The sequence below is a fragment of the Bacillus sp. FSL R5-0576 genome (assembly GCF_038004765.1).
Classification (GTDB): Bacteria; Bacillota; Bacilli; order Bacillales; family Bacillaceae; genus Bacillus; species Bacillus subtilis.
In genome coordinates, this window is the sequence record NZ_JBBORU010000001.1 from 3,457,499 (window position 1) to 3,476,973 (window position 19,475).

Sequence of the window (19,475 nt, forward strand, 5' to 3'; positions counted from 1 at the left end):
TTAAATTGCTGCTTTGCAGCTTCCGTAATATCGTATGAGAACATCCTATCATGAATGCGAATGATCTCCCGCATAGCCTGTCGGGTACATCCTGTACAGATTTCTGAAATGTGATTCAACCATACAATACACTATTATATCGCTCTCAAAAAGAAAGTGGTGAAATGAGAATCGGCTGTTAAAAAAGACCAAACAATTTTCTTCTTTTGACCGGTTGCGGAGGCTGTCTGAAGATGGTCTGATTCCGCAGGAGAAGCTCTGCATTTTCCGTCAGCATATAAGGAAGTTCCGAGCCGAATTCTTTCTCAAGAACATAAAGGGCCTCTTGAGTGTGAAAATTTCTCGTTTTCACATTATGGGCATCTGAGGCTACGAAATGGATCAAATTGGCTTCAACCAGCCGAAGAGAAAATGCTTTCAGCTGCTTGCCGAAGGTCCCCGCAAGACTTCCTGAAGTAATCTGAGATGCTGCTCCTTTTTCTACAAGATGATACAGCAAGGACGGGTTTTCGCGAATTTCCCTGTTGCGTTCAGGATGGGCGATAACCGGAATATATCCTTTCAGCTGCAAATCATAAAAAAGCTGCTCCGCATATCGGGGAACGTGATCAAACGGAAACTCAATCAAGATGTGTTTTGTATCATTCAGTGAAAGCAGCTGCTGTTTGGCAAGGTCTTGTTCCACCTCGCCGGAGATTCTGATTTCCTGTCCCGGAAGCACATGTAAAGGAATGTCTTCTTTGATTAAACGTTTGTTTAACTGATCTGCTGCTTCTCTGACTGCGGCTGGCTCGTTTTTATACACACCGTTGTTATGATGAGGTGTCGCAATGATCGTCCGGATTCCCTGACGAACAGCTGCTCTTGCCATTTCTATGCTGTCGGCCGAATCACCTGCCCCGTCATCCATTGCGGGAAGAATGTGACAGTGAATATCGATCATGTCCTAGCCCCCTTTTTTCGCAAAAATAAATAACGGGCACGATGCACGTTATTTATTTTTGCATGAAATTGTCCTTGTTTCCGTAATATCCGTATTCAGAGTGCTTCGAAAGCTTTTTGCCGTTCATAATCGCCCCAAGGAGCTTGCTTTTGCACGTTTCAAGCGCCTCTTTCGCTTTTGCGGCTTGTTCTTTTTCTGTTTTCCCGCTTGAAATAACCAGAACAGAACCGTCTGCCACGTTGCCTAAAATCTGTGCATCTGCTACGGCAAGAATAGGCGGCGTATCAAAAATGACCATATCATATGCCGCACACGCTTCGTCTGCAAGCTCCTTCATCCACTTCGAGGAGAGAAGCTCGGCCGGGTTTGGCGGGATCGGGCCGCTCGTCAGCACGTCAAGATGTTTTTCATTCGATGCTTGTACAGCCTGCTCCATAGAGCTTTTCTTTAATAAAACAGATGTTAAGCCAACCGTATTTTCAAGAAAAAAAGCCGTATGTACTGTTGGTTTTCGCAAATCAGCATCAATCAGGAGCACTTTTTTTCCCTGTTGGGCGAATACGACAGCCAGGTTGGCGGCCGTTGTTGATTTTCCTTCCCCCGGACAAGCCGATGTAATCATGACTGATTTCATTTGCCGGTCCACTGAAGCAAATTCTATATTCGTGCGAATCGTCCGATATTGTTCAGAGTTCAAGGATTTCGGCTCTGTCATTGCAATGACATTTCTCCGCATCCGCGAGCCTCTGTTTTTTCTAAGCGCCAAAATGTCCACTCCCCGTTTTTTCAGATTGGAAACCCTGTAAGGTCTTTGCTGTTTTCTGCTCATTCGCAATGGTGGAAACTGTCCCTAAAACAGGTATGTCCAGCAAGGATTCGAGCTGCTCTTCCGATTTGATCGTATTATCCAAATGCTCAAGCAGGAAGGCCAGTCCGATGCTTCCCGCCAATCCGGCCGCAAACGCGATGGCAATGTTTAGTAGCGGCTTTGGCGATACAGGGGACGGATGTTCTGAAACCTCGGCTTTTGACAGAATGCTGACATTGTCAACATTCATAATGGATGTGATTTTGTCTTGAAAAACAGATGCTATAGTATTGGCAATATGAGCCGCTGTTTCCGCGTTTTCATCCCTGACTGATATGTTGACCACTTGGGAGTCCTGTTCGCTGGATACGGTAATTTTGTCATTCAGTTCTTGGGATGTCATCGACAGGCCCATTTCTTTAATGACTTCATCTAAGATGGCAGGGCTTTTAATGATGACATTGTACGTATTGATTAACTGAAGATTGGTTTGGACATCGTTAAATTGAACTTCTTTTCGTTCATTTTTCGATTGGTTGACCAGAATCTGAGTTGAATTTTCATAGATGGGTGTAAGTGCGAAGAAACTAATGAGTCCGCCGGCAGCAGTGGCAGCTGCGGTTACAATCATAATCAAAAGTATGCGTTTTGTTAACGTTGATAATATCTCTTTTAAGCTAGTAGATTCTCCCATGATACCTCCAAATCTCTTATAACATCCTTTTCCATTTACGATTATACAACGTTGAAACCGCATTTCTCCAGCTTTTCACGTGACATAATTCGACATTTTTTTACAAAACGATATGTTACTCTTTTTTATGTAAGCGCTATATTTACTGTGTTGACAGTGCTGTCTCATTTTCTCTTATTCGTGCAGTCACGTAATCTCGCATAAAAAAATCCCGCTAAAGGCGTGCGGGATTTTTATGTTGCATATCCATTTTTAATATGAGAAATCAAATTTTCAAGCATTTCCTTCGTCGTCATCTCAGATGACTGCTCACCAATTTCATGTGCATGCATCAAAATTTTCAGAAATTCTTCTTGATTCAATTTCTTTTCACTCATCTTTTTTTTCCTTTCAGCTTCCATTAAGTTGAAAACACGATTATTATATGATGCTGGTTATCAATTTGCAATCTCTAATACATCATTCGACACATCCCATTTTTTATGTCCTTTTTTAGGAAAAACTTTTTAAGGCCGATGTGTTGCGATATAATAGAGAAATTGGATCTTTTTATTACGTGACTCGGTTAGGAGCGATAATCATGCTTCAGAATATGATTTCCAAAGACGATGTGCTGGCATCTGCTGAACAGTTAAAAGAACTTCTTCCTTACAATGAGGAAAATGTTCAGCTGATCAAAAAAGCCCTTATTTTATATCGGCAGGATTCAGTCTATCGTTTACAAGCAGTGAGTCCGACGGAAGTTACAGCTTACGTGCAGGATGTTGTGCCTGTGCGGGTCACATTGAACTTGTTTGTCATAGTCAAAAGCGGCTGTTCATGTCCGTCCGGAAGAATCTGCCGCCATATGTTGGCTGTGTTTTTATATGTATATGCAATGTTCGAGCGAGTGGGTACTTTTACAGAGTATTGGCTGGAGAGGGAAAAGCTTGAGGAAAGCAAAGAGCTCGTCCGCCGCCAGTTTCAGGAAAAGGTGCTGCCTAATGAAGAATCGCTTTCAAGCTGGCTTGCTTTTTTTGATTCAGAGTTTTCTCTCTGGCAGGCACGTACGCCAGAAGGCAGCCAAAACATGCAGGGCCTCTATTACGGCTACCTGTCCGCATTAAAAAAACATGCGCCGAACAAACCGGAGCTGAAAAGCCTGTATCAGATTCATTCCGCGATTGCGGTTTGGCTTCGCATGTTCACATTGATTGAAGCGGGCAAGCTGAACCCCGAACAAGATTTTTATTCCCTCAATCCGTACGTTGAACAGCTGATGGATACAATCTACAGCTCTATTGATAAATTAAAAACATACGCGCTGTCTTTTGCGCTTGATCCGTTTTTGGATAAAACACCGGATGTTATCCGACATTTGCTGTTGAGAGAAGAAATTTTCCAATATGAACGCATCCGCGTCTTCGGTGAAATTTGGAGTGCGCTGCTTTCGCGTCCAAAATGGGTGACACGCGAACAGGAGATGTTGAAAAAAGAAGCAGGACGGCGTTTTTCTCCCGAATTGCAATTCGGGCGCCTGCATTTGGAATTCCTGCAAAAGAATGATGACGTTATTTTTGCGGAAGCGGATCAATTCCCGCCGGAAGCGCTCCCTTATACGTTCCAATGGCTGAGTGAAATGACTGCCAAGAAGGACTGGAAACGGCTTAAAACATGGTACCAGCAAATTGAGCCAATTGCGATGGGTTATACGAAGCTGGATAAGCCGTTTAAAGAGATTCGCGATGTGATCGGCGAGTTGTTCCTTCTGTTGAATGCCTATGTGCAGCAAACCAATGATCAAGCGCTGTTTGAGCGCTTTGCCGCGGGCTGTCTGCCGTATACGTTCACAGAATACAGCCATCATTTATATGAAAAAAAACGCTATGCCGAGTGGATTGAAATTCATAGCCTTGTCGGCTTTTCCATCAATGAAATGGATAAAATGATGCTCAAGGAAATTGCAGCGAGCGACCCTGAGGCGCTTATACCGGCTTACCATAGAGAAGTGGCTTTTTTCATTGATCAGAAGAACCGCAGCTCGTACAAGGAAGCCGCCCGGTATTTGAAAAAATTGCGCACCCTGTACAAAAAAGCGAAAAAGCAGAAGGTGTGGGAGCGGTATATTCAGCTGCTGAGCTCGCATTACAAGCGCCTGCGTGCGCTTCAAGAAGAACTGCAGAAAGGAAAGTTGATTGATGGCGAGTCTTAAAGAAATTCTCATCCACGTCGAACAAATGGAAGATGGGTCATTTACGCTCTCAGCCTTTGATGAAAATGAGCAGCCTCTTCCCTACAGCCATATGAAAAAGCATTTGTTCCAATGGCATGAATCCTCATTTTACGGAACCTTTCTAGAGGATGTCAGCTTCATCGGGACGACTGCTGTCCTGCTATCTCCATGGATGACTGTAGAGCTTCTCGGCAAAAACTCGTTCAACTCATTCAGCTCCGTGCAGCTTACAGAAGAAACAGAGCCGCTGATCGAGGCGGCATCGACCATCTATGAATTTATCGCGGACGGCGATTTTCTGCCTGACTATGACGCATGGACAAACGGTGTTTTTCGCTGGAAGGACCGCGATAATATACTGGAAGGCTTTACTGCGGAATGGTTTTCCGCTGCCGTACAGGATTACATCCAATACGACGATGACCTGCGGGAGAAATGGGAACATATCAAGGAGAAATCGCCTGCGGTTACGACATTCCGCGGCCATTTTCTTGATGAAGAGGATTTTCTGGAAGGCATTGGCTGGATTGACGATCAATCTCCATTTACTGTCGGCTTGCGCTTAAATGAACCGGACTTTGACGGAGACGAATGGAAGATCGAGATGTTTTTACGCGATAAAAAGAGCGGTGCTGTAGAATTCTTTGACGGACTGAAGAGCCTCAAAAAATCGTGGCAGGCGTACAGCGATAAAATCGCGCGTGAGCAGGACCGCTTTCACAGAACGGTTCCGTGGCTGTCGTTTGATTCCGGGACAACGCTGATCTCGGAGGAAGAAGCCTGGATCTTCCTGTCAGAAGCAAGTGAGACGCTTGTCGATATGGGGGTAGAAATCCTCCTGCCGTCTTGGTGGCAGATTGTCAGAGACAGCAACATGATGCTGAAAGCAAAGGTGTCTTCCTCCCCGCGCGGCGAGTCATTTGTCGGCATGAATGCACTGCTTGATTTCAACTGGCGGTTTGCGACAAATGGAATTGAACTGACTGAGGCTGAATTTAATGAGCTTGTCGCCAGCAACAGGCGCCTTGTTAATATCCGCGGGCAATGGGTTAAAATCGATCCGCAGTTTATCAAACAGATGAAACGCCTGATGGAAAAAGCAGAATCAGAGGGACTCCACATGTCTGATATTCTGGCGCGCGAGCTAATGGATCAGCAGGATGGCGGACTTGAGGATTCGGACCTGATTGATACATCTGCTTTTGCCGGCATTCAGTTTGATCTGTCTAAACAGCTCAGGTCACTGATTCGAAAGCTCACTGCCGCGGAAAACCTGCCGGAGCACGAAGTCAGTCCTTCTTTCAAAGGAACGCTCCGCCCTTATCAGAAATACGGCATGAACTGGCTGCTGTTTCTGCGGGAAAGCGGTTTTGGCGCCTGTCTGGCTGACGATATGGGGCTTGGGAAAACGATTCAAATGATCGCCTATTTCCTTCACGTGAAGGAAAGCGGCCGGCAAAAAACGCCTCATTTGATTATTGCGCCGACATCCGTACTTGGCAACTGGCAGCGGGAGCTTCAAACCTTTGCCCCTGATCTGTCTGTCGCGCTCCATTATGGGCCGCGACGGCCAAAGGGTGATGATTTCGCCGCGCATTATGAAAACGCAGACGTGGTGCTCACTTCATATGGACTGTCACATGCCGATACTGAAGAGCTTTCTTCTGTGACATGGAACACGATCTGCCTTGATGAAGCGCAAAATATTAAAAACGCGCATACGAAGCAATCACGCGCAATTAGGAAGTTGAAGGGGCTTCACCATATCGCGCTGAGCGGCACGCCGATGGAAAACCGCCTGACTGAGCTGTGGTCCATTTTTGACTTCATGAATAAAGGCTACCTCGGCAGTTTGACCGGCTTCCATAAACGCTATGTGCTGCCGATCGAAAAAGACCGGGACGAAAAGAGAATCGGACAGCTTCAGCAATTAATCCGGCCATTCCTTCTCCGCCGGACGAAACGGGATGAAGAGGTCGCGCTTAATCTTCCTGAGAAGCTGGAAGAAAAAGAATTTATCCCGCTGTCAGCCGAGCAGGCATCCCTTTATGAGCAGCTTGTCAAAGACACTTTTGACCATATGACATCCCTGACCGGCATGCAGCGAAAAGCGCTGATCCTCAGCATGCTTGGACGGCTCAAGCAAATATGCGATCATCCCGCGCTTTATTTAAAGGAAGAGCAAACCGAGCTGCTGGCCGGCAGATCAGTCAAGCTCGAAAAATTGCTGGAACTGATGACAGCGATCCGCGCCCAAAACGAAAGCTGCCTCATTTTCACGCAATACATTCAGATGGGGAACATGATGAAGCGGCTGCTTGAAAAAACGTTCGGGGAACCTGTGCAATTTTTAAATGGGAGTCTCTCTAAGCAAGAGCGGGATACACTTGTTGAGAAATTTCAGAGGAAAGAATATCCGACACTGATTCTCTCACTCAAAGCTGGGGGCACCGGACTTAATTTGACTGCCGCCAATCACGTCATCCATTATGACAGATGGTGGAACCCGGCGGTTGAAAATCAAGCGACTGACCGTGCATACCGCATAGGCCAAGAGCGCTTTGTCCACGTTCATAAAATGATTACGACGGGAACAATCGAAGAAAAAATTGATGTCATGCTTGAATCCAAGCAAACCCTGAACGATCAAATTATCCAAAGTGAAAACTGGATTACCGAGCTTTCCACACAGGAGCTCGAAGAACTGTTTACATTAAGCGCTACAGCGCAATAATCATGACTAAAAAAGCTGGCTCTAGAGAGCCAGCTTTTTTCCGTTCATAGCCGTCACGCCGAATTTCCAAAAAATCCGTTACGCCGGTTATCAACAGGATGCGCTTTTGTGGCAGCACATATACTTACAACAAATGTTTCATCATATGTGCGACACCATGTTCGTCATTGGTTAAGGTGACAGCATCGGCTATCGATTTGATGTCTTCCCGGGCATTGCCCATCGCTACACCTTTTCCCGCAGCCTCCAGCATCGATTTGTCATTTAAACTGTCACCTACAGCAGCGGTTTCCTCGAGCGGAATATTCAGCTGTTCCGCAAGCCTCTTCAGCGCCTGCCCCTTGGAAGCTTTGCGGGAAGAAAGCTCAAAGTTGTGCTCAGCCGAACTGACAAGCGTCAAATCTTCGGCATGCTCATATCTTTTCCAGCCTGCCTCAAGCTTTTCTTTGAAGAAAGAAAAGCCGAGAATATTGTAAAAATCGATTGGCTGATCGGCTTCAAACAGCTCTTGAAAGGAGTTAATGTAAGCAAAGCCCAATTGGCTGTATTGCACCTCGGCCGCCTGCTTAAGGACAGAAAGATCCGCTTCCGGATTTGCGCTTCTGAATCTGTCGAGCTCAACATCAAGAAGTTCTCTGCTGTTTTGCGGCGTATAAATTGCTGAACCTGTGAATACCTCATAATAATAGTTTTCCGACTCAAGCCATGAGAGAATGTCATACGCCCGTTTCTTATCAATCGTTTCGTGATGATAAAGCCTGCCGTCGGGATCGTGAATGACGGCGCCGTTTGCACTGATGACCCATGTTTTGATCCCCAGCGGTTCAAAGATTGACATGACGTCAAAATGAGCGCGCCCAGTTGACACCACCACTTCAATGCCATCCCGCTGCGCCTGCCGCAGTGCGTTTTCATTTTCCAAGCTTACCTGATGCTTGCTGTTGAGTAAGGTTCCATCTAAGTCAATCGCAATTAATTTCACGTTTGTCAGTCCTTTCCTTCATCCTGCTCTGTCACGAGAAGCTCAACGCCGTTTCGGTCAAGCAAGTCACAAAATGCCTGATTCGGCAGCCTGTCTGTAATCAAAAGGTCGATTTCATTCAGCTCCGCATACTGATAAAAACTGGTGCTGCCCAGCTTAGAATGGTCTGCAAGCGCGATTACCTGCTTTGCCTGCTGTATCATTTTCCGCTTCACCATGCCATCCTCTTCATGCGCAATTGTAATGCCATGTTCGGAAATGCCGACCACACCAATCAGCGCTTTATCAACATGGTAGCTTGAGAGCTTTTCAATCACAGAGGACCCGTACAGAAAGCGGTGCTCCTTTTCCAGCTTGCCTCCCAGCAGATAAATTTCAATTCCCTCTTTATCGGACAGCACATCCGCAAGATTAATCGAATTGGTGATTACGGTACAATCAACCGCATTCAAATGCTTTGCACATGCCTGAACAGTTGTAGAGGCGTCTAAAATCACCCGGTCTCCATCATGAATAAGCGATGCTGCAAGCCTGCCGATCTTATTTTTTTCCTCAGACACTGTTTTCAGGCGGCCGGAATAGCTTTGAATTTTCTGATGTACAGTCGGCAAAATGGCGCCGCCTCTTGTGCGGATGATGGCATTCTGTTCCTCAAGTTTCACAAGATCTCGTCGCGCTGTATCCCTTGACACTTGCAGGAGCGTACAGATCTGCTCCGTTGTAATTCGGTTATGCTGTTTTAAAAAATCCAAAATCGCTACTAATCTTTCTTCTTGGTACACGCCCTCATTCCTTTTCTCAGCAATCATTTATAAGTAATTATAAGTTTTTGTTTAATTTTATTCAACATTAATAAGTGATTTTAAGTAAAAATACGTCGAGAGAACCAATTTTTCCTAAGTAGACAAAAAGAAAGAACCAGTCTGGTCGACTGGTCAATTTTGAGGGGATGATGCGAAGATCCGGATAATAGTGAATGGATAGATAACGGGAGGAGCAGGGGGTGTCAATCAGCAGCTTTTTCCCGGGGTTTAGGGTCCATAAAACGAACAGTGTCAGCCAACACTTCTGTTACATACACGTTAACGCCTTCCGCGTTTTCATAGCTTCTTGTCTGAATCCGTCCGCTTACGCCGACGAGAGAACCTTTTTGGCAATACAACGCCGTGTTTTCAGCTGTTTTTCTCCAAAGTGTGCAATTGACGTAATCAGCTTCGATTTCACCTGAAGCATTCTTGAAGCTGCGGTTCACCGCGAGCGTAACATGTGCAACTGCCGCACCGGCGGAAGTGTAGCGAAGATCAGGATCTTTTGTAAGACGTCCGACAAGCATGACCTGATTGAACATGCGATTCCTCCTCTCCTTGCGGTTGTATGTATTGTAAATGATGCAACAAGAAAAGAAAAACGCTTAAAAATAGCTTTCAGCCTCTGTTTTTATCTTTCGTTTTCATTTTTCCTTCAGCTAAAAACATCTTTTGCTTTTTTCCTTTGAAGAAATATGTACTTTTTAAAAAACGGAAAAAGATTTGCTTTGTCAGCCAGTTTTGCGTATTCATGCGCACATAGGAAGAGCCATCCCACGCAAACCACTGAAAGCTCAATTTTTTTTCCGGCATTGACAGCTTGATTTTATACTGCTCCATGCCATCTTGTGTTTCGTATAAAAAACTTATTCTTCCTTTTTTGTTCAGATGAACCTCAAACACTTCTTTACGGCTTAACATATATGTTACTTCCTTTTGAATCAAATGGCTTTCAGAAGGAGCGCCGTCAATATAAATTTCTTTTAAACGAAATTGATTCATACCACATCTCTCCGTAATCCATAGTCAGTTACAGTATAATGAAAAAATAGAAATTATTAAATGTTTCGCTCATACAAAATTCTTTAGCCCCAGCATTGCAGGATTTTTTCCTCGAAAACGTTTATGTTATAATGGAAGGCAAGAAAACTTTGGAAGTAATCGGGGTGAGAAGAAATGAAAACCTTTAAACTGGTTGACCTGAATGTGGAACGAGTGGACAAGGAAGAACAATCAATCGAACAGTTTCCCCTTATTGACGGACTGATTATAAATAAAGAAGACGGTGAAAATCACTGGCTGATTGAGGCGCTTGTACAGAAAGAACATCTGTCTTTTTTTGAACAGCTTCAAAACAGCCAATCTGAAGCCAAAGTATTTGTAACGATCACGAAAAAAAGCAATCGCCCCGCCCAGCTGACAGCAGCAGTGAAAAATATCGTCAAGCTGGAAGAAAGCATCCAGGTTTTACTCTATGGACAAATGGTAACAAGAAAACAGCAGGGCACTGAAACCATTCTCGAGTCCCTTGTAAAAGAGGGCTATACAGGAACAAAACTCATTGAAGCATTTAAACAAAAGTTATAAATATGAGGGGGCATGTTCCCCAAAACAGACACAGAACCGAAGAGCATCACAATAGACATTTTGAATAGATATGTTCTGCATGAAAAAAGCTGCCGTTTTGAACGGCAGCTTTTCTCTTCGTGCTTTCACACTTGCATATTTAATTTGTATGGCCAAAAGAATCAACCAATTCCCCTTTCACAACAAGGCGCCCTTCAGTTTTGACAGCCTTGTCACATGTGATTAGCGTAATCTCTTTTTTGTTTGTCTCCTCAACTACATCTGCATCCGTTTCCGATATGATGTCTTTAGATGTTACAGAATAGATATAATCCTTTTTAAAATCCGTGATGACAATTTGGGCACCTGTTTTTATATTCTCCAGAGGTCCGAACAGAAGATTCTTTTGCTTCAAATGATGGCCCGCCAACGGATAATTTCCCTCACCCATTTTTTGATCCGGGCGCATTGTTGCCGCCCCTATCAAAAGATTTTCATTGGTTGTGCCTTTTACGATCGGAAGCTCCAGATCGACACTTTTAATTGTTATCTGCCCGATAACCGCTTTTTGATCGTGATCAAAGCCGGCCTTTACAGCATCCATCAACTCAGGCGGCTCGATTGAATCAAATTCAAATTCCGCTTCTCTCTCATTATTTTTTTTCAGCTGCTCCACAGTTAAGGCCGATTCACTCTGGCTTTTGCTAAGATAAGCTATAATTCCACCTTTGATATAAGGAGAAGAGATCAGCAGCAGTCCGAAAAGGATGAACACCGTAATGATCATTTTCTTGTACATGCAAAAAACCCTTTCTTATGCATCCTAAAAACGCTTCGTGTCACTTTTCAAAAAAGCACCTGATCGATTCTTCGATGATCAGGTGCCTTCAACTTTATCCTTTTCTTTGTTTCTTTCTTGAGGCAACAGCTAAGCCTCCGCCTGCCATAAGCAGCAGGATACCGATCATTGCTGTCAGCATGCTGTCTGTATCTCCGGTTTTTGGGAGGGTTTTGTCTGTGTTCGACTGACCATCCGAGCTGCCATCTGTACCATTGGTATTCGGATGATCTCCATCATCTTTTCCATTTCCGCCCGGTGCAGGTTTATCAGGATGATCATGCTTATCAGGCGTTGGTGTTTTCACTTTTTGATTAGAAACAACGATCTCAACAGCTTTTGACTGTCCTTTTTCAATTGTGAATTCAATCGGTGTTTCGTCAAGTTGGTAACCTTCGGGAGCCTTCGTTTCAATCAACTGGTAGCTTCCCGGCGCAAGGCCTTTTACAGTGAACTGCCCATTTTGATCTGTTTTCCAGAGTTTAGAAAGCTCTTTTCCATACCCGTCAGTTTTTACAGGCTTGCCGCTTTCGTCCAATAACTTGAATTCAGCGCCCTCCAAAACGGTATTTTTATCGTCTTGATCCACTTTTTTCACATTTACATCACCTGGTGCCAAAATGTTTTCCGCGGTGATTTCGACTGTTTTCGTGTCTGTGTTTGTGATCTTGAACGATATAGGAGTTTGGTCCACCTCATAATCCTTAGGCGCTTTTGTTTCCACAAACTGATAATCGCCAGCTTTGAGGCCATGCACCGTGATTTGTCCTTTGTCATCGGTAACCAAACCGGACTTCAGCACTTTGCCGTTGGCATCTGTCAAATTGAATTCTGCGCCTTGCAGAACTTTACGTTGATCATGCTGATCCACTTTTGTGAGGACAACCCGGTTCTTCGTATTAACCGCTGTTACTTCAACTTGTTTAGGTTTGCCGCCGTTTTCTGCCTTAATGGTGAATGGCACAGGGATGGCGGATAATAGATACCCGTCTGGCGCCTGTTTTTCGATAAATTGATAGCTTCCCGGCGCTAACCCGTCAACTTCAATTTTGCCGCCTTCTTTTGAGACTAGATCGTCTCTCACTGTTTTTCCATTGCTGTCAGTGATTTTGAATACCGCGCCTGCTAAGCCTTTTCCATCCTGATCTTCCTTCGTCAGCTGAACCGATCCTTGATAGTTCACGACGATCCCGGCATCAGCGGATTTTGGCTTTCCTGCTGCTGATTTAGAAATGGTAAACTCTTTTTTCTCCGTGTTTAGCACATAACCGGCTGGCGCTTTCGTTTCAACAAAGGCGTAACGTCCCGGTGCAAGGCCCGAAGCCTTTACTTTTCCATCTTTATCGGAAGTCAGCTCTTCTTGAACCGTATTTCCTTCCTCGTCGACAATGTTGAATACTGCACCTTCAAGCTTCTTGCCTTCAGCATTTTCCTTCGTCAACTCAACGGAGCCTTTATGATTAATGGCGATCCCGGCATCTGTAGCTTCAGGCTTTCCTTCAGAGGAATCAGAGATCTCAAACTCTATTTTCTCTGTGTTCAGCACATAACCGGCTGGCGCTTTCGTTTCAACAAAAGCGTATTGTCCCGGTGCAAGGCCTGAAGCTGCGACTTTCCCGTTTTTATCTGAGGTCAGTCCTTCTTGAACCGCATTACCTTCCTTGTCGATAATCTTAAAGACGGCTCCTTCAAGCTTCTGGCCATCTGCATCTTCCTTCGTCAGCTCAACAGAGCCTTTATCGTTAACGGCGATTCCGGCATCTGCGGCTTCAGGCTTTCCTGCTGCAGATTCTGAGATGGTAAATTCTTTTTTCTTTGTATTCAGCACATAGCCGGCTGGCGCTTTTGTTTCCACAAAGGCGTAATGGCCCGGTGCAAGGCTCGAAGCCTCAATTTTTCCGTCTTTATCTGAAGTCAGCTTCTCTTGAACGATCTTTCCATCTTGATCGACAATGTTGAATACTGCGCCTTCAAGTTTCTGGCCTTCAGCATTTTCCTTCGTCAGAGAGACTTTTCCTTGATAATTGGTCATTGCCCCCAAATTGACGTCAGACACTTGATTCTTTTCATTCTTTGCGATTGAGAAGTGAATCGCTTTTGTATTTACGATAAAGCCTTCAGGAGCTTGTGTTTCTGTCAAGCGATAGTAGCCCGCCGGCAAACCGTTCATTTCTACTTTTCCGTTTTTATCAGATTTTATATCTGTTCGTATGAGAGTATAGGTGCCGTCATTTGATTTTTTCTCCAGCTTAAAAACAGCACCCGCCAAAGGATTGTTTTGTTCGTCTTGTTTGATAAGCGTCACCTTGTTCTGTTGATTTACGACTTTGTACAGCGCTCCTGGCTTGGAGGAGTTGCTGTCTATCTTTACAGAGACTCCTTTTGCATAAGCATCACTGATGGTATATCCGTCAGGCGCTTTTACTTCTTTTAATACATAGGAACCGTAGCGAATATTTCCGAATGTAAGCTTCCCGCCGGCATCCGTCGTACCAGTGCGGAGGAGCTGTTTGGAGCCCTCAGACCATAACTGGAATTCTGCTCCTTCAAGAGCTTTATCGTCCTCTCCAGTCTTAAAAATCGTCAGGCTTCCTTTTTCTCCGGATCCGGAACCGTCGCCGCTTGAAATGGCAACAAAGATCGAGCTGCTGTTTTCTTGAGTCTGCTCCTTCACATTTGTTCCTGAAATGGACACCTTATTTTTAACATGGCCGCTCGTGCCGGCTATGTTAATCAGAGACCGGTATTTGATCACATAGGCGCGATCAATTTGCTTATAGCTGCCTATGAATTTTAGGACAAACGATTGTTCACCTGTTGTATTGTCCGTTTTGATGTCTAACGTGTAGTCTTTGTCTTTTTGAAGCTCGACATCTCCCGCGGTCAGATTTCCGCTGCTGTCTTTGACCACTCCGTTTTCATCATATTTTGCTTGATATACTTTAAAAGAATCTGCATCTAGTATTTGATTTTCATCCGGCGTGTCAGTAACTTTTACGTCATCCAGCGTTGATTGGCTGGAGTTGACATTGATGTTCCAATCGATGTAGCTTCCATTTTGTTTGCCGCCTTTGAAAACCAGGCTTCCTCCGTTCGCAACTGAAACAGAGCCTGTTAACGTGCGGTCTGCATAGCCGTCATTATAGTAGGTTGCCTTGTTTGTATACTGATTCTGATCAATGACCTGTCCTTTGAGTGATGTCTTAAACTCAATCAGATATGGTACAGAATCGCCTGTTTTAAGGTGTACCGTCAGCGTGCGTTCATTTTTCGCAGAAGGCTCTTCGACATCATACTTGGAAGGATCAAGCGCGTCTCCTTCTGTGATCGAGCCGTTTTTATTGATCGTATAACTCTTAACGACAACTGAACCCGGCACAAATTGCTGAGGATCTGTTATGGCATCTTTGATATAAGGGTTTTTCGTCGGCTCGCCGTTATAGTTGACGCCGATTTTCCACGTGATTTCCTTTGAAACCGCGTTGTATGAGCCGTTTTTAAACCCATTATTTGAAGTCTGATGATTCGGCGTAAAACCGCTTGATACCTTATTCGTGCGCTCAGTGCCGTTTTGATCAGTCCATGTCGACTGAGCTGTATTCTTAACGCTTTCGTTAGAATAATCGGCATTGAATGTTGTCGTATAAGTGATCTTAAATTGACTGTCTGTTTTTGCATAATCCCCGATCAATGCCAAAGTAAAGCCTTTTTGATCAGGTTTTTTTGTTAACGTGTAGTCTTTGTCTTTCTGTAATGTTTTGTTGTTCGTTGTGTCTTGAAGCTTGAACGATTCATCAAGCAGAACCATTCCGCCGCTTTCAAATTGATCATCCAAAGTCCAATTGTTCATCAAGTATTTATTTTTATTAACTGTAATCGTCCAATCAACCGTCTTCTTCTCATAATCAACGTTTGAATATCCTTTGATGAGATTTTGCTGAATGGCTATTCCAGAAGCTTCTTTTGAATCCCCTGTTCCGGTTACAACGCTATTGGTGTATGTTGTAGATTTATCAATGATCACTCCGCTGTTGACCTTTGTTTGATATATGATTTTGTAAGCGCTGGTTACGTTTTTATTAAATTTGATTTCAAATCCGCTTCCATTATCGATGAGCGTGTAGTCCTCGCCTTCCTTTAAAGGCGTGCCCGCTTGCTCGCTGCCATTCTGACCAAAGGTAATAGGAATAACCTTCAAAGAATCTTTCACAAGATGCAAATCACCAGTTCCAAAAGAATCTTTAATGCTGGCCTTGGATTGGTCGATCTGTTTCTCACCGTAGTTGTATGCAAGAGCCCAGCTGAATGTTTGAGATTCTCCATCATAGCCGGTCGATGATTTCGCGATCATTTTTCCATACTTGGCTGCAACAGTGGCTTCTGCAGAAATGGGTTCCAGGTTGTCTCCGCTGAATGCCGCCTTATTTGTCAGCGTTATATTTCCGCCTTCACTCGGCTTCGCACCATTGTCAATGTCGGTTTCGTATACAAGGCGGTAGGCTGAATCAATTGTCCCGTCAAATGTGACATTTCCTTTTGAATCAACACTGTAGCCTGAAGAAACTTCATTTCCTCTGCTGACAGAACCATCAATGTTCACATTGAGTTCATACACTTTAACTGAACGGTAGATTACGCCATCTGGAAAGCTTTCCGTGAGTTTGGCATTTTTGACTTGATCCAACTTTTTATTGACATCGACCGTCCATGTTACTTTACCAGGGTTGATGCCTTTATCCAGCACACCTGATTTATCAATGGTTTTACTCACATTGGGTTTAAAATAAACTGTTGTTTCAGGAGTATCAGCATTCACAGGGAATGGAATCTTTTGTGTTGTCGAACCCGTTATTTTTTTCTCGTTGAACTGCGTATTGATAACCAATGTGCCTTTGACATTAGAACTTTCTTTTACCTCGCCGTTAAATGTCATCACCACATGTCCGTTCGTATCAATAGAAAATGTCCCGTAGGTGGTGTCTCCGGCGCCTAACGGCAGGTTCACAATGTCATTATGCATAATAAATTCTTTAGGCAAATCAAATTCATATTTATCGCCGGCATTGATCGTTTTTCCTAAATCGTCAGGAATAGCCCAATCAATTGAAATTTTCACCGGAGAATTCGTATTGGCGCGATTGCCCTTGTCATATGGCTCTCCGTTTGCATCCGTCAATGTCACGCCGGTTAAAATATGTTGCGTGATTTGTTTTTCTTCAGTTTGCAAGCTTTTGAAAGCTGATTGACTTGAGGATGACACTTTTTTTGAATCATCACTCTTAGAGGATTCGCCGCTCTTAGAGTCATCTGACGGCTGCTGTTCTTCCTCTTTTTGATCCTTGCTGACTGAAGGTGCAGATTTGTCATCTTTCCCTTCCTGATCACCCGCAGTATCAGAAGAGTCGTTTTTTGGCTCTTCCGCCTCGGCATCTGGTGTCTCCTCTTTCTTAACAGGAATGATCACCTGCTGGGTTTTGCCTCCCCCTAGCTGAAAAAGGGCTGCTGCTGTATGTTCATCGTCTTTTACATCTGCAGAAAACTTAGCTGGCAGTGTAATGGTCCCCTTGGCATCAGGAGAATCCGCGGATGCAGTTGTTAATTTTACTGTCATGGTGCTGCTGCCCGCCGGCACTTGATAGCTGCCGATGACCTGATCAGCAGATTTGATCTCACCTTCTGCACCTTTATCAAATGTAAAGCTTTTAGGTATCTCCACATTGATTTCCTGTTTGCTATCTGCTTCTTTATCTTTTTTCAATGACCATTCATATGTCAGTGTCACTTCATCCCCCGGCGTTAATGCCGGTTCGTTTCCTTTTGATCCGTCAACAATCTGACTCTTTGCGTCCTTAACTGTTACCGAATCGAAGAATTGGCTGTCACTTGACGTTACGTCCACAGCCTGTGCTGTAAGAGTATAGCTGGCGATCTGGCTGAAGAAGAAAAAGATGGCAAGGCTTATGATCATAACGATCCGCCCGCTTTTTTTCAGCCCTAAGGGAAAACTCCTCGTTCTCAACTTTTCATTCCTCCCTTTCTTATCTATCTTTCACTTGCCGACTGATCCGCGAGACCATAACATCATGTCTCATCCCCCAAAAAGAACTGCTAATACCGAATGAGTTTCAAAACTAAGATTTGCCATCCGAACCAAACTACATTGTATGAAATGGAACTATACAATTTCTGTACAACTCAGAAATCATGTATGATTGAAGTGAATTGGAGAGAGTTGAAGTTTCACCCAGGAGACATATGGCGAGGCCTTCTCTTTAAGTGCACAAAAAAACCAGTGTGCATCGAAAAGCAATCGACACATACTGGTTTGGAGTTCTTTAATTAATTTGATCCTTCATTTGTTTGTAACGCTGATATTCTTTTATCGCATCTTCTACCTTCCCGTTTTTGTTGAATAGCTGCAGCTTGTATTGCATAATTTTATGATCGCATGGCTCAATTTTCTCGGCTTGCAGGCAAATGTCCATCGCTTGATGATCGTTCATTTCATGAATATGATAATCGATCAGTTCATAGGCCTTTCCAAGCCAAAGCTGGGAAAGACGCGTCTTTTCCGGTTCTGCCCAAAGATAGCCGTGCTCCATTAGATAATGATTTTGATAGGACATGAAAATATCCATGTGCAGATGTAATGTAGCCGTATTGAGCGGCGGCGCCCCTTTTAGCGATTTTTCCCATTCCACAACATCGATTTTTGCGCCTGAAAGCCGAAGAATATATCCAGTATCAGTCTTCTCGATAGTTTGGCTGAAAGGGATCTGGCTGAATAATTTTCGTATTTGATAAATGGTTGAGTAAAGTTGGGTGCTTGCTTTTGAAACATCGTAATGAGGCCAAAAAAGATCGATTAGCATGTCTTTACTGACCACATGGCCTTGATTGTGAAGTAAAAATAAGTATATTTCACGTGCTTTCGACGTTCTCCACTTGACTGGAATGCTTGTTTTGACATCCTTTAAGGTTTGATGAAACTGCAAGCTCCCAAAACATTGGATGGAAAAATGCGCCTCGGTATTTTCTGCATTTTGTCTGAGCATATTATTCGTTTTGATTCGTTCAACAGTTGTCTCCAGCCGCTTGTATATGACAGGCTTCAGCAAATAATCAATGGCATTCAGCTCAAACGCTTTGATAGCAAACTCATTATAAGCCGTGATGAAAACGACTTGGATGTTTTCATTCATCGATTGAATCGCCTCAGCAAGCTCAATGCCGTTTACCCCCGGCATTTCAATATCAAGAAACACCGCATCTACAGCAGGAGTCTCAGGATGCTCTAAGGCCTCAACCGGATCTTGATACGCCATAATAGATTGAAAGGCGTTTGTTCGTTCAAGCATTTTCTTAAAATGGAGCAATGCCAAGTGCTCATCGTCAACAATTAACGCTTTCACAAAACATCCCACCCTATATGTAAAATCGAGATATCAGTAAATAACTTCTATTATATCATGACAAATAACCCCTTTATCTGGATTCTTTTTCTTTCTATTGTAGTTTTTGAAATTTTGCACTTACAATATTTATAAAAAAAATAGGAATTTAGAATGATCCTATTTGAATAAAGGAGCCATGATATGAAAGAGAAATTGATCTTCACTTCGATTATTTTCGGTTACGCTGCATTCTTTATGGGTTTCATAGCCATTGACCATTTTTCCGGATCAACGCTTCCTGCGGCAAGGCATGGGGTCATGAACTTGGAGAATTGGGATTTTCAGAAGGATGGGAATGTACAGCTGAACGGAAAATGGACATTGTATCCAAATCAGATTCTGTCACCAAAAGAGATCGCTTCAGCAAAAGGAAAAGATCCCTTATTCGTTGATGTCCCCAGCAATGTGAAGCTGGCCAAGCAGGGTATCAATGTTGAT

Annotated in this window: 14 protein-coding genes; 3 read left to right on the forward strand and 11 right to left on the reverse strand. The window is 43.9% G+C overall.

The features are described from left to right. Positions 1–178: 178 nt before the first annotated feature. The 4 genes from NX903_RS17725 to NX903_RS17740 all read right to left on the reverse strand — a co-directional run bounded on the left by NX903_RS17725 (position 179) and on the right by NX903_RS17740 (position 2,822). Positions 179–943: a tyrosine-protein phosphatase gene (locus NX903_RS17725; RefSeq protein ID WP_086344404.1), complete on the reverse strand. Its 765-nt coding sequence runs from the start codon at positions 941–943 to the stop codon at positions 179–181. A gap of 52 nt (positions 944–995) precedes the next feature. After that, positions 996–1,709: a tyrosine-protein kinase PtkA gene (ptkA, locus tag NX903_RS17730; RefSeq protein ID WP_086344405.1), complete on the reverse strand. Its 714-nt coding sequence runs from the start codon at positions 1,707–1,709 to the stop codon at positions 996–998. After that, positions 1,699–2,445, reverse strand: a complete 747-nt coding sequence (tkmA, locus tag NX903_RS17735; RefSeq protein WP_003227811.1) for a protein-tyrosine kinase activator TkmA — start codon at positions 2,443–2,445, stop codon at positions 1,699–1,701. The genes ptkA and tkmA overlap by 11 nt, the downstream gene beginning before the upstream one ends. 233 nt (positions 2,446–2,678) lie before the next feature. Further along, the gene (locus NX903_RS17740) at positions 2,679–2,822 is read right to left on the reverse strand and encodes a hypothetical protein (RefSeq protein ID WP_003242876.1); all 144 of its coding nucleotides are present in this window, start codon (positions 2,820–2,822) and stop codon (positions 2,679–2,681) included. 203 nt (positions 2,823–3,025) lie between these two features. Between NX903_RS17740 and NX903_RS17745 the strand changes: the two genes are divergently transcribed. Further along, positions 3,026–4,636: an SWIM zinc finger family protein gene (locus NX903_RS17745; protein WP_086344406.1), complete on the forward strand. Its 1,611-nt coding sequence runs from the start codon at positions 3,026–3,028 to the stop codon at positions 4,634–4,636. Continuing rightward, positions 4,623–7,391 carry a DEAD/DEAH box helicase gene (locus tag NX903_RS17750; RefSeq protein ID WP_033885048.1) on the forward strand — a complete coding sequence of 923 codons (2,769 nt, stop codon included), beginning with the start codon at positions 4,623–4,625 and terminating at the stop codon, positions 7,389–7,391. Before NX903_RS17745 ends, NX903_RS17750 begins: the two co-directional genes overlap by 14 nt. Before the next feature lie 124 nt (positions 7,392–7,515). On the opposite strand, the gene ywpJ is transcribed toward NX903_RS17750, so the two are convergent. The 4 genes from ywpJ to ywpG form a co-directional block, all read right to left on the reverse strand. Continuing rightward, on the reverse strand, positions 7,516–8,373 hold the full coding sequence (gene ywpJ, locus NX903_RS17755; protein WP_086344407.1) for a phosphatase YwpJ: 858 nt from the start codon (positions 8,371–8,373) through the stop codon (positions 7,516–7,518). Between the two features lie 5 nt (positions 8,374–8,378). Further along, entirely contained in the window at positions 8,379–9,155 is a 777-nt protein-coding gene (gene glcR / locus NX903_RS17760; RefSeq protein ID WP_003244075.1) for a transcriptional regulator GlcR, read from the reverse strand. A 224-nt stretch (positions 9,156–9,379) separates the two neighbouring features. After that, positions 9,380–9,721 carry a single-stranded DNA-binding protein SsbB gene (gene ssbB, locus NX903_RS17765; RefSeq protein ID WP_014478203.1) on the reverse strand — a complete coding sequence of 114 codons (342 nt, stop codon included), beginning with the start codon at positions 9,719–9,721 and terminating at the stop codon, positions 9,380–9,382. A gap of 76 nt (positions 9,722–9,797) precedes the next feature. Then, entirely contained in the window at positions 9,798–10,181 is a 384-nt protein-coding gene (gene ywpG / locus NX903_RS17770; protein ID WP_014478204.1) for a DynA interaction protein YwpG, read from the reverse strand. Between the two features lie 174 nt (positions 10,182–10,355). Between ywpG and NX903_RS17775 the strand changes: the two genes are divergently transcribed. Then, positions 10,356–10,766, forward strand: coding sequence for a YwpF-like family protein (locus NX903_RS17775; protein ID WP_003227794.1), 411 nt, complete (start codon positions 10,356–10,358; stop codon positions 10,764–10,766). Between the two features lie 139 nt (positions 10,767–10,905). Here NX903_RS17775 and NX903_RS17780 read toward each other — a convergent pair whose 3' ends face one another. From NX903_RS17780 to NX903_RS17790, 3 genes are all read right to left on the reverse strand, one after another. Next, positions 10,906–11,544 carry a class A sortase gene (locus NX903_RS17780; protein ID WP_186436842.1) on the reverse strand — a complete coding sequence of 213 codons (639 nt, stop codon included), beginning with the start codon at positions 11,542–11,544 and terminating at the stop codon, positions 10,906–10,908. Between the two features lie 94 nt (positions 11,545–11,638). Beyond that, on the reverse strand, positions 11,639–17,602 hold the full coding sequence (locus tag NX903_RS17785; protein ID WP_144486782.1) for a SpaA isopeptide-forming pilin-related protein: 5,964 nt from the start codon (positions 17,600–17,602) through the stop codon (positions 11,639–11,641). Between the two features lie 316 nt (positions 17,603–17,918). Further along, on the reverse strand, positions 17,919–18,995 hold the full coding sequence (locus tag NX903_RS17790) for a response regulator (RefSeq protein WP_134154647.1): 1,077 nt from the start codon (positions 18,993–18,995) through the stop codon (positions 17,919–17,921). Positions 18,996–19,475 lie beyond the last annotated feature (480 nt).

What these genes read in the sequence shown, in the direction of transcription:
- NX903_RS17725 (WP_086344404.1), bottom strand. Translation starts at nt 943, where the DNA reads ATGATCGATATTCACTGTCACATTCTTCCCGCAATGGATGACGGGGCA.
- tkmA (WP_003227811.1), bottom strand. Translation starts at nt 2,445, where the DNA reads ATGGGAGAATCTACTAGCTTAAAAGAGATATTATCAACGTTAACAAAA.
- NX903_RS17740 (WP_003242876.1), bottom strand. Translation starts at nt 2,822, where the DNA reads ATGAGTGAAAAGAAATTGAATCAAGAAGAATTTCTGAAAATTTTGATG.
- NX903_RS17745 (WP_086344406.1), top strand. Translation starts at nt 3,026, where the DNA reads ATGCTTCAGAATATGATTTCCAAAGACGATGTGCTGGCATCTGCTGAA.
- NX903_RS17750 (WP_033885048.1), top strand. Translation starts at nt 4,623, where the DNA reads ATGGCGAGTCTTAAAGAAATTCTCATCCACGTCGAACAAATGGAAGAT.
- ssbB (WP_014478203.1), bottom strand. Translation starts at nt 9,721, where the DNA reads ATGTTCAATCAGGTCATGCTTGTCGGACGTCTTACAAAAGATCCTGAT.
- ywpG (WP_014478204.1), bottom strand. Translation starts at nt 10,181, where the DNA reads ATGAATCAATTTCGTTTAAAAGAAATTTATATTGACGGCGCTCCTTCT.
- NX903_RS17775 (WP_003227794.1), top strand. Translation starts at nt 10,356, where the DNA reads ATGAAAACCTTTAAACTGGTTGACCTGAATGTGGAACGAGTGGACAAG.
- NX903_RS17780 (WP_186436842.1), bottom strand. Translation starts at nt 11,544, where the DNA reads ATGTACAAGAAAATGATCATTACGGTGTTCATCCTTTTCGGACTGCTG.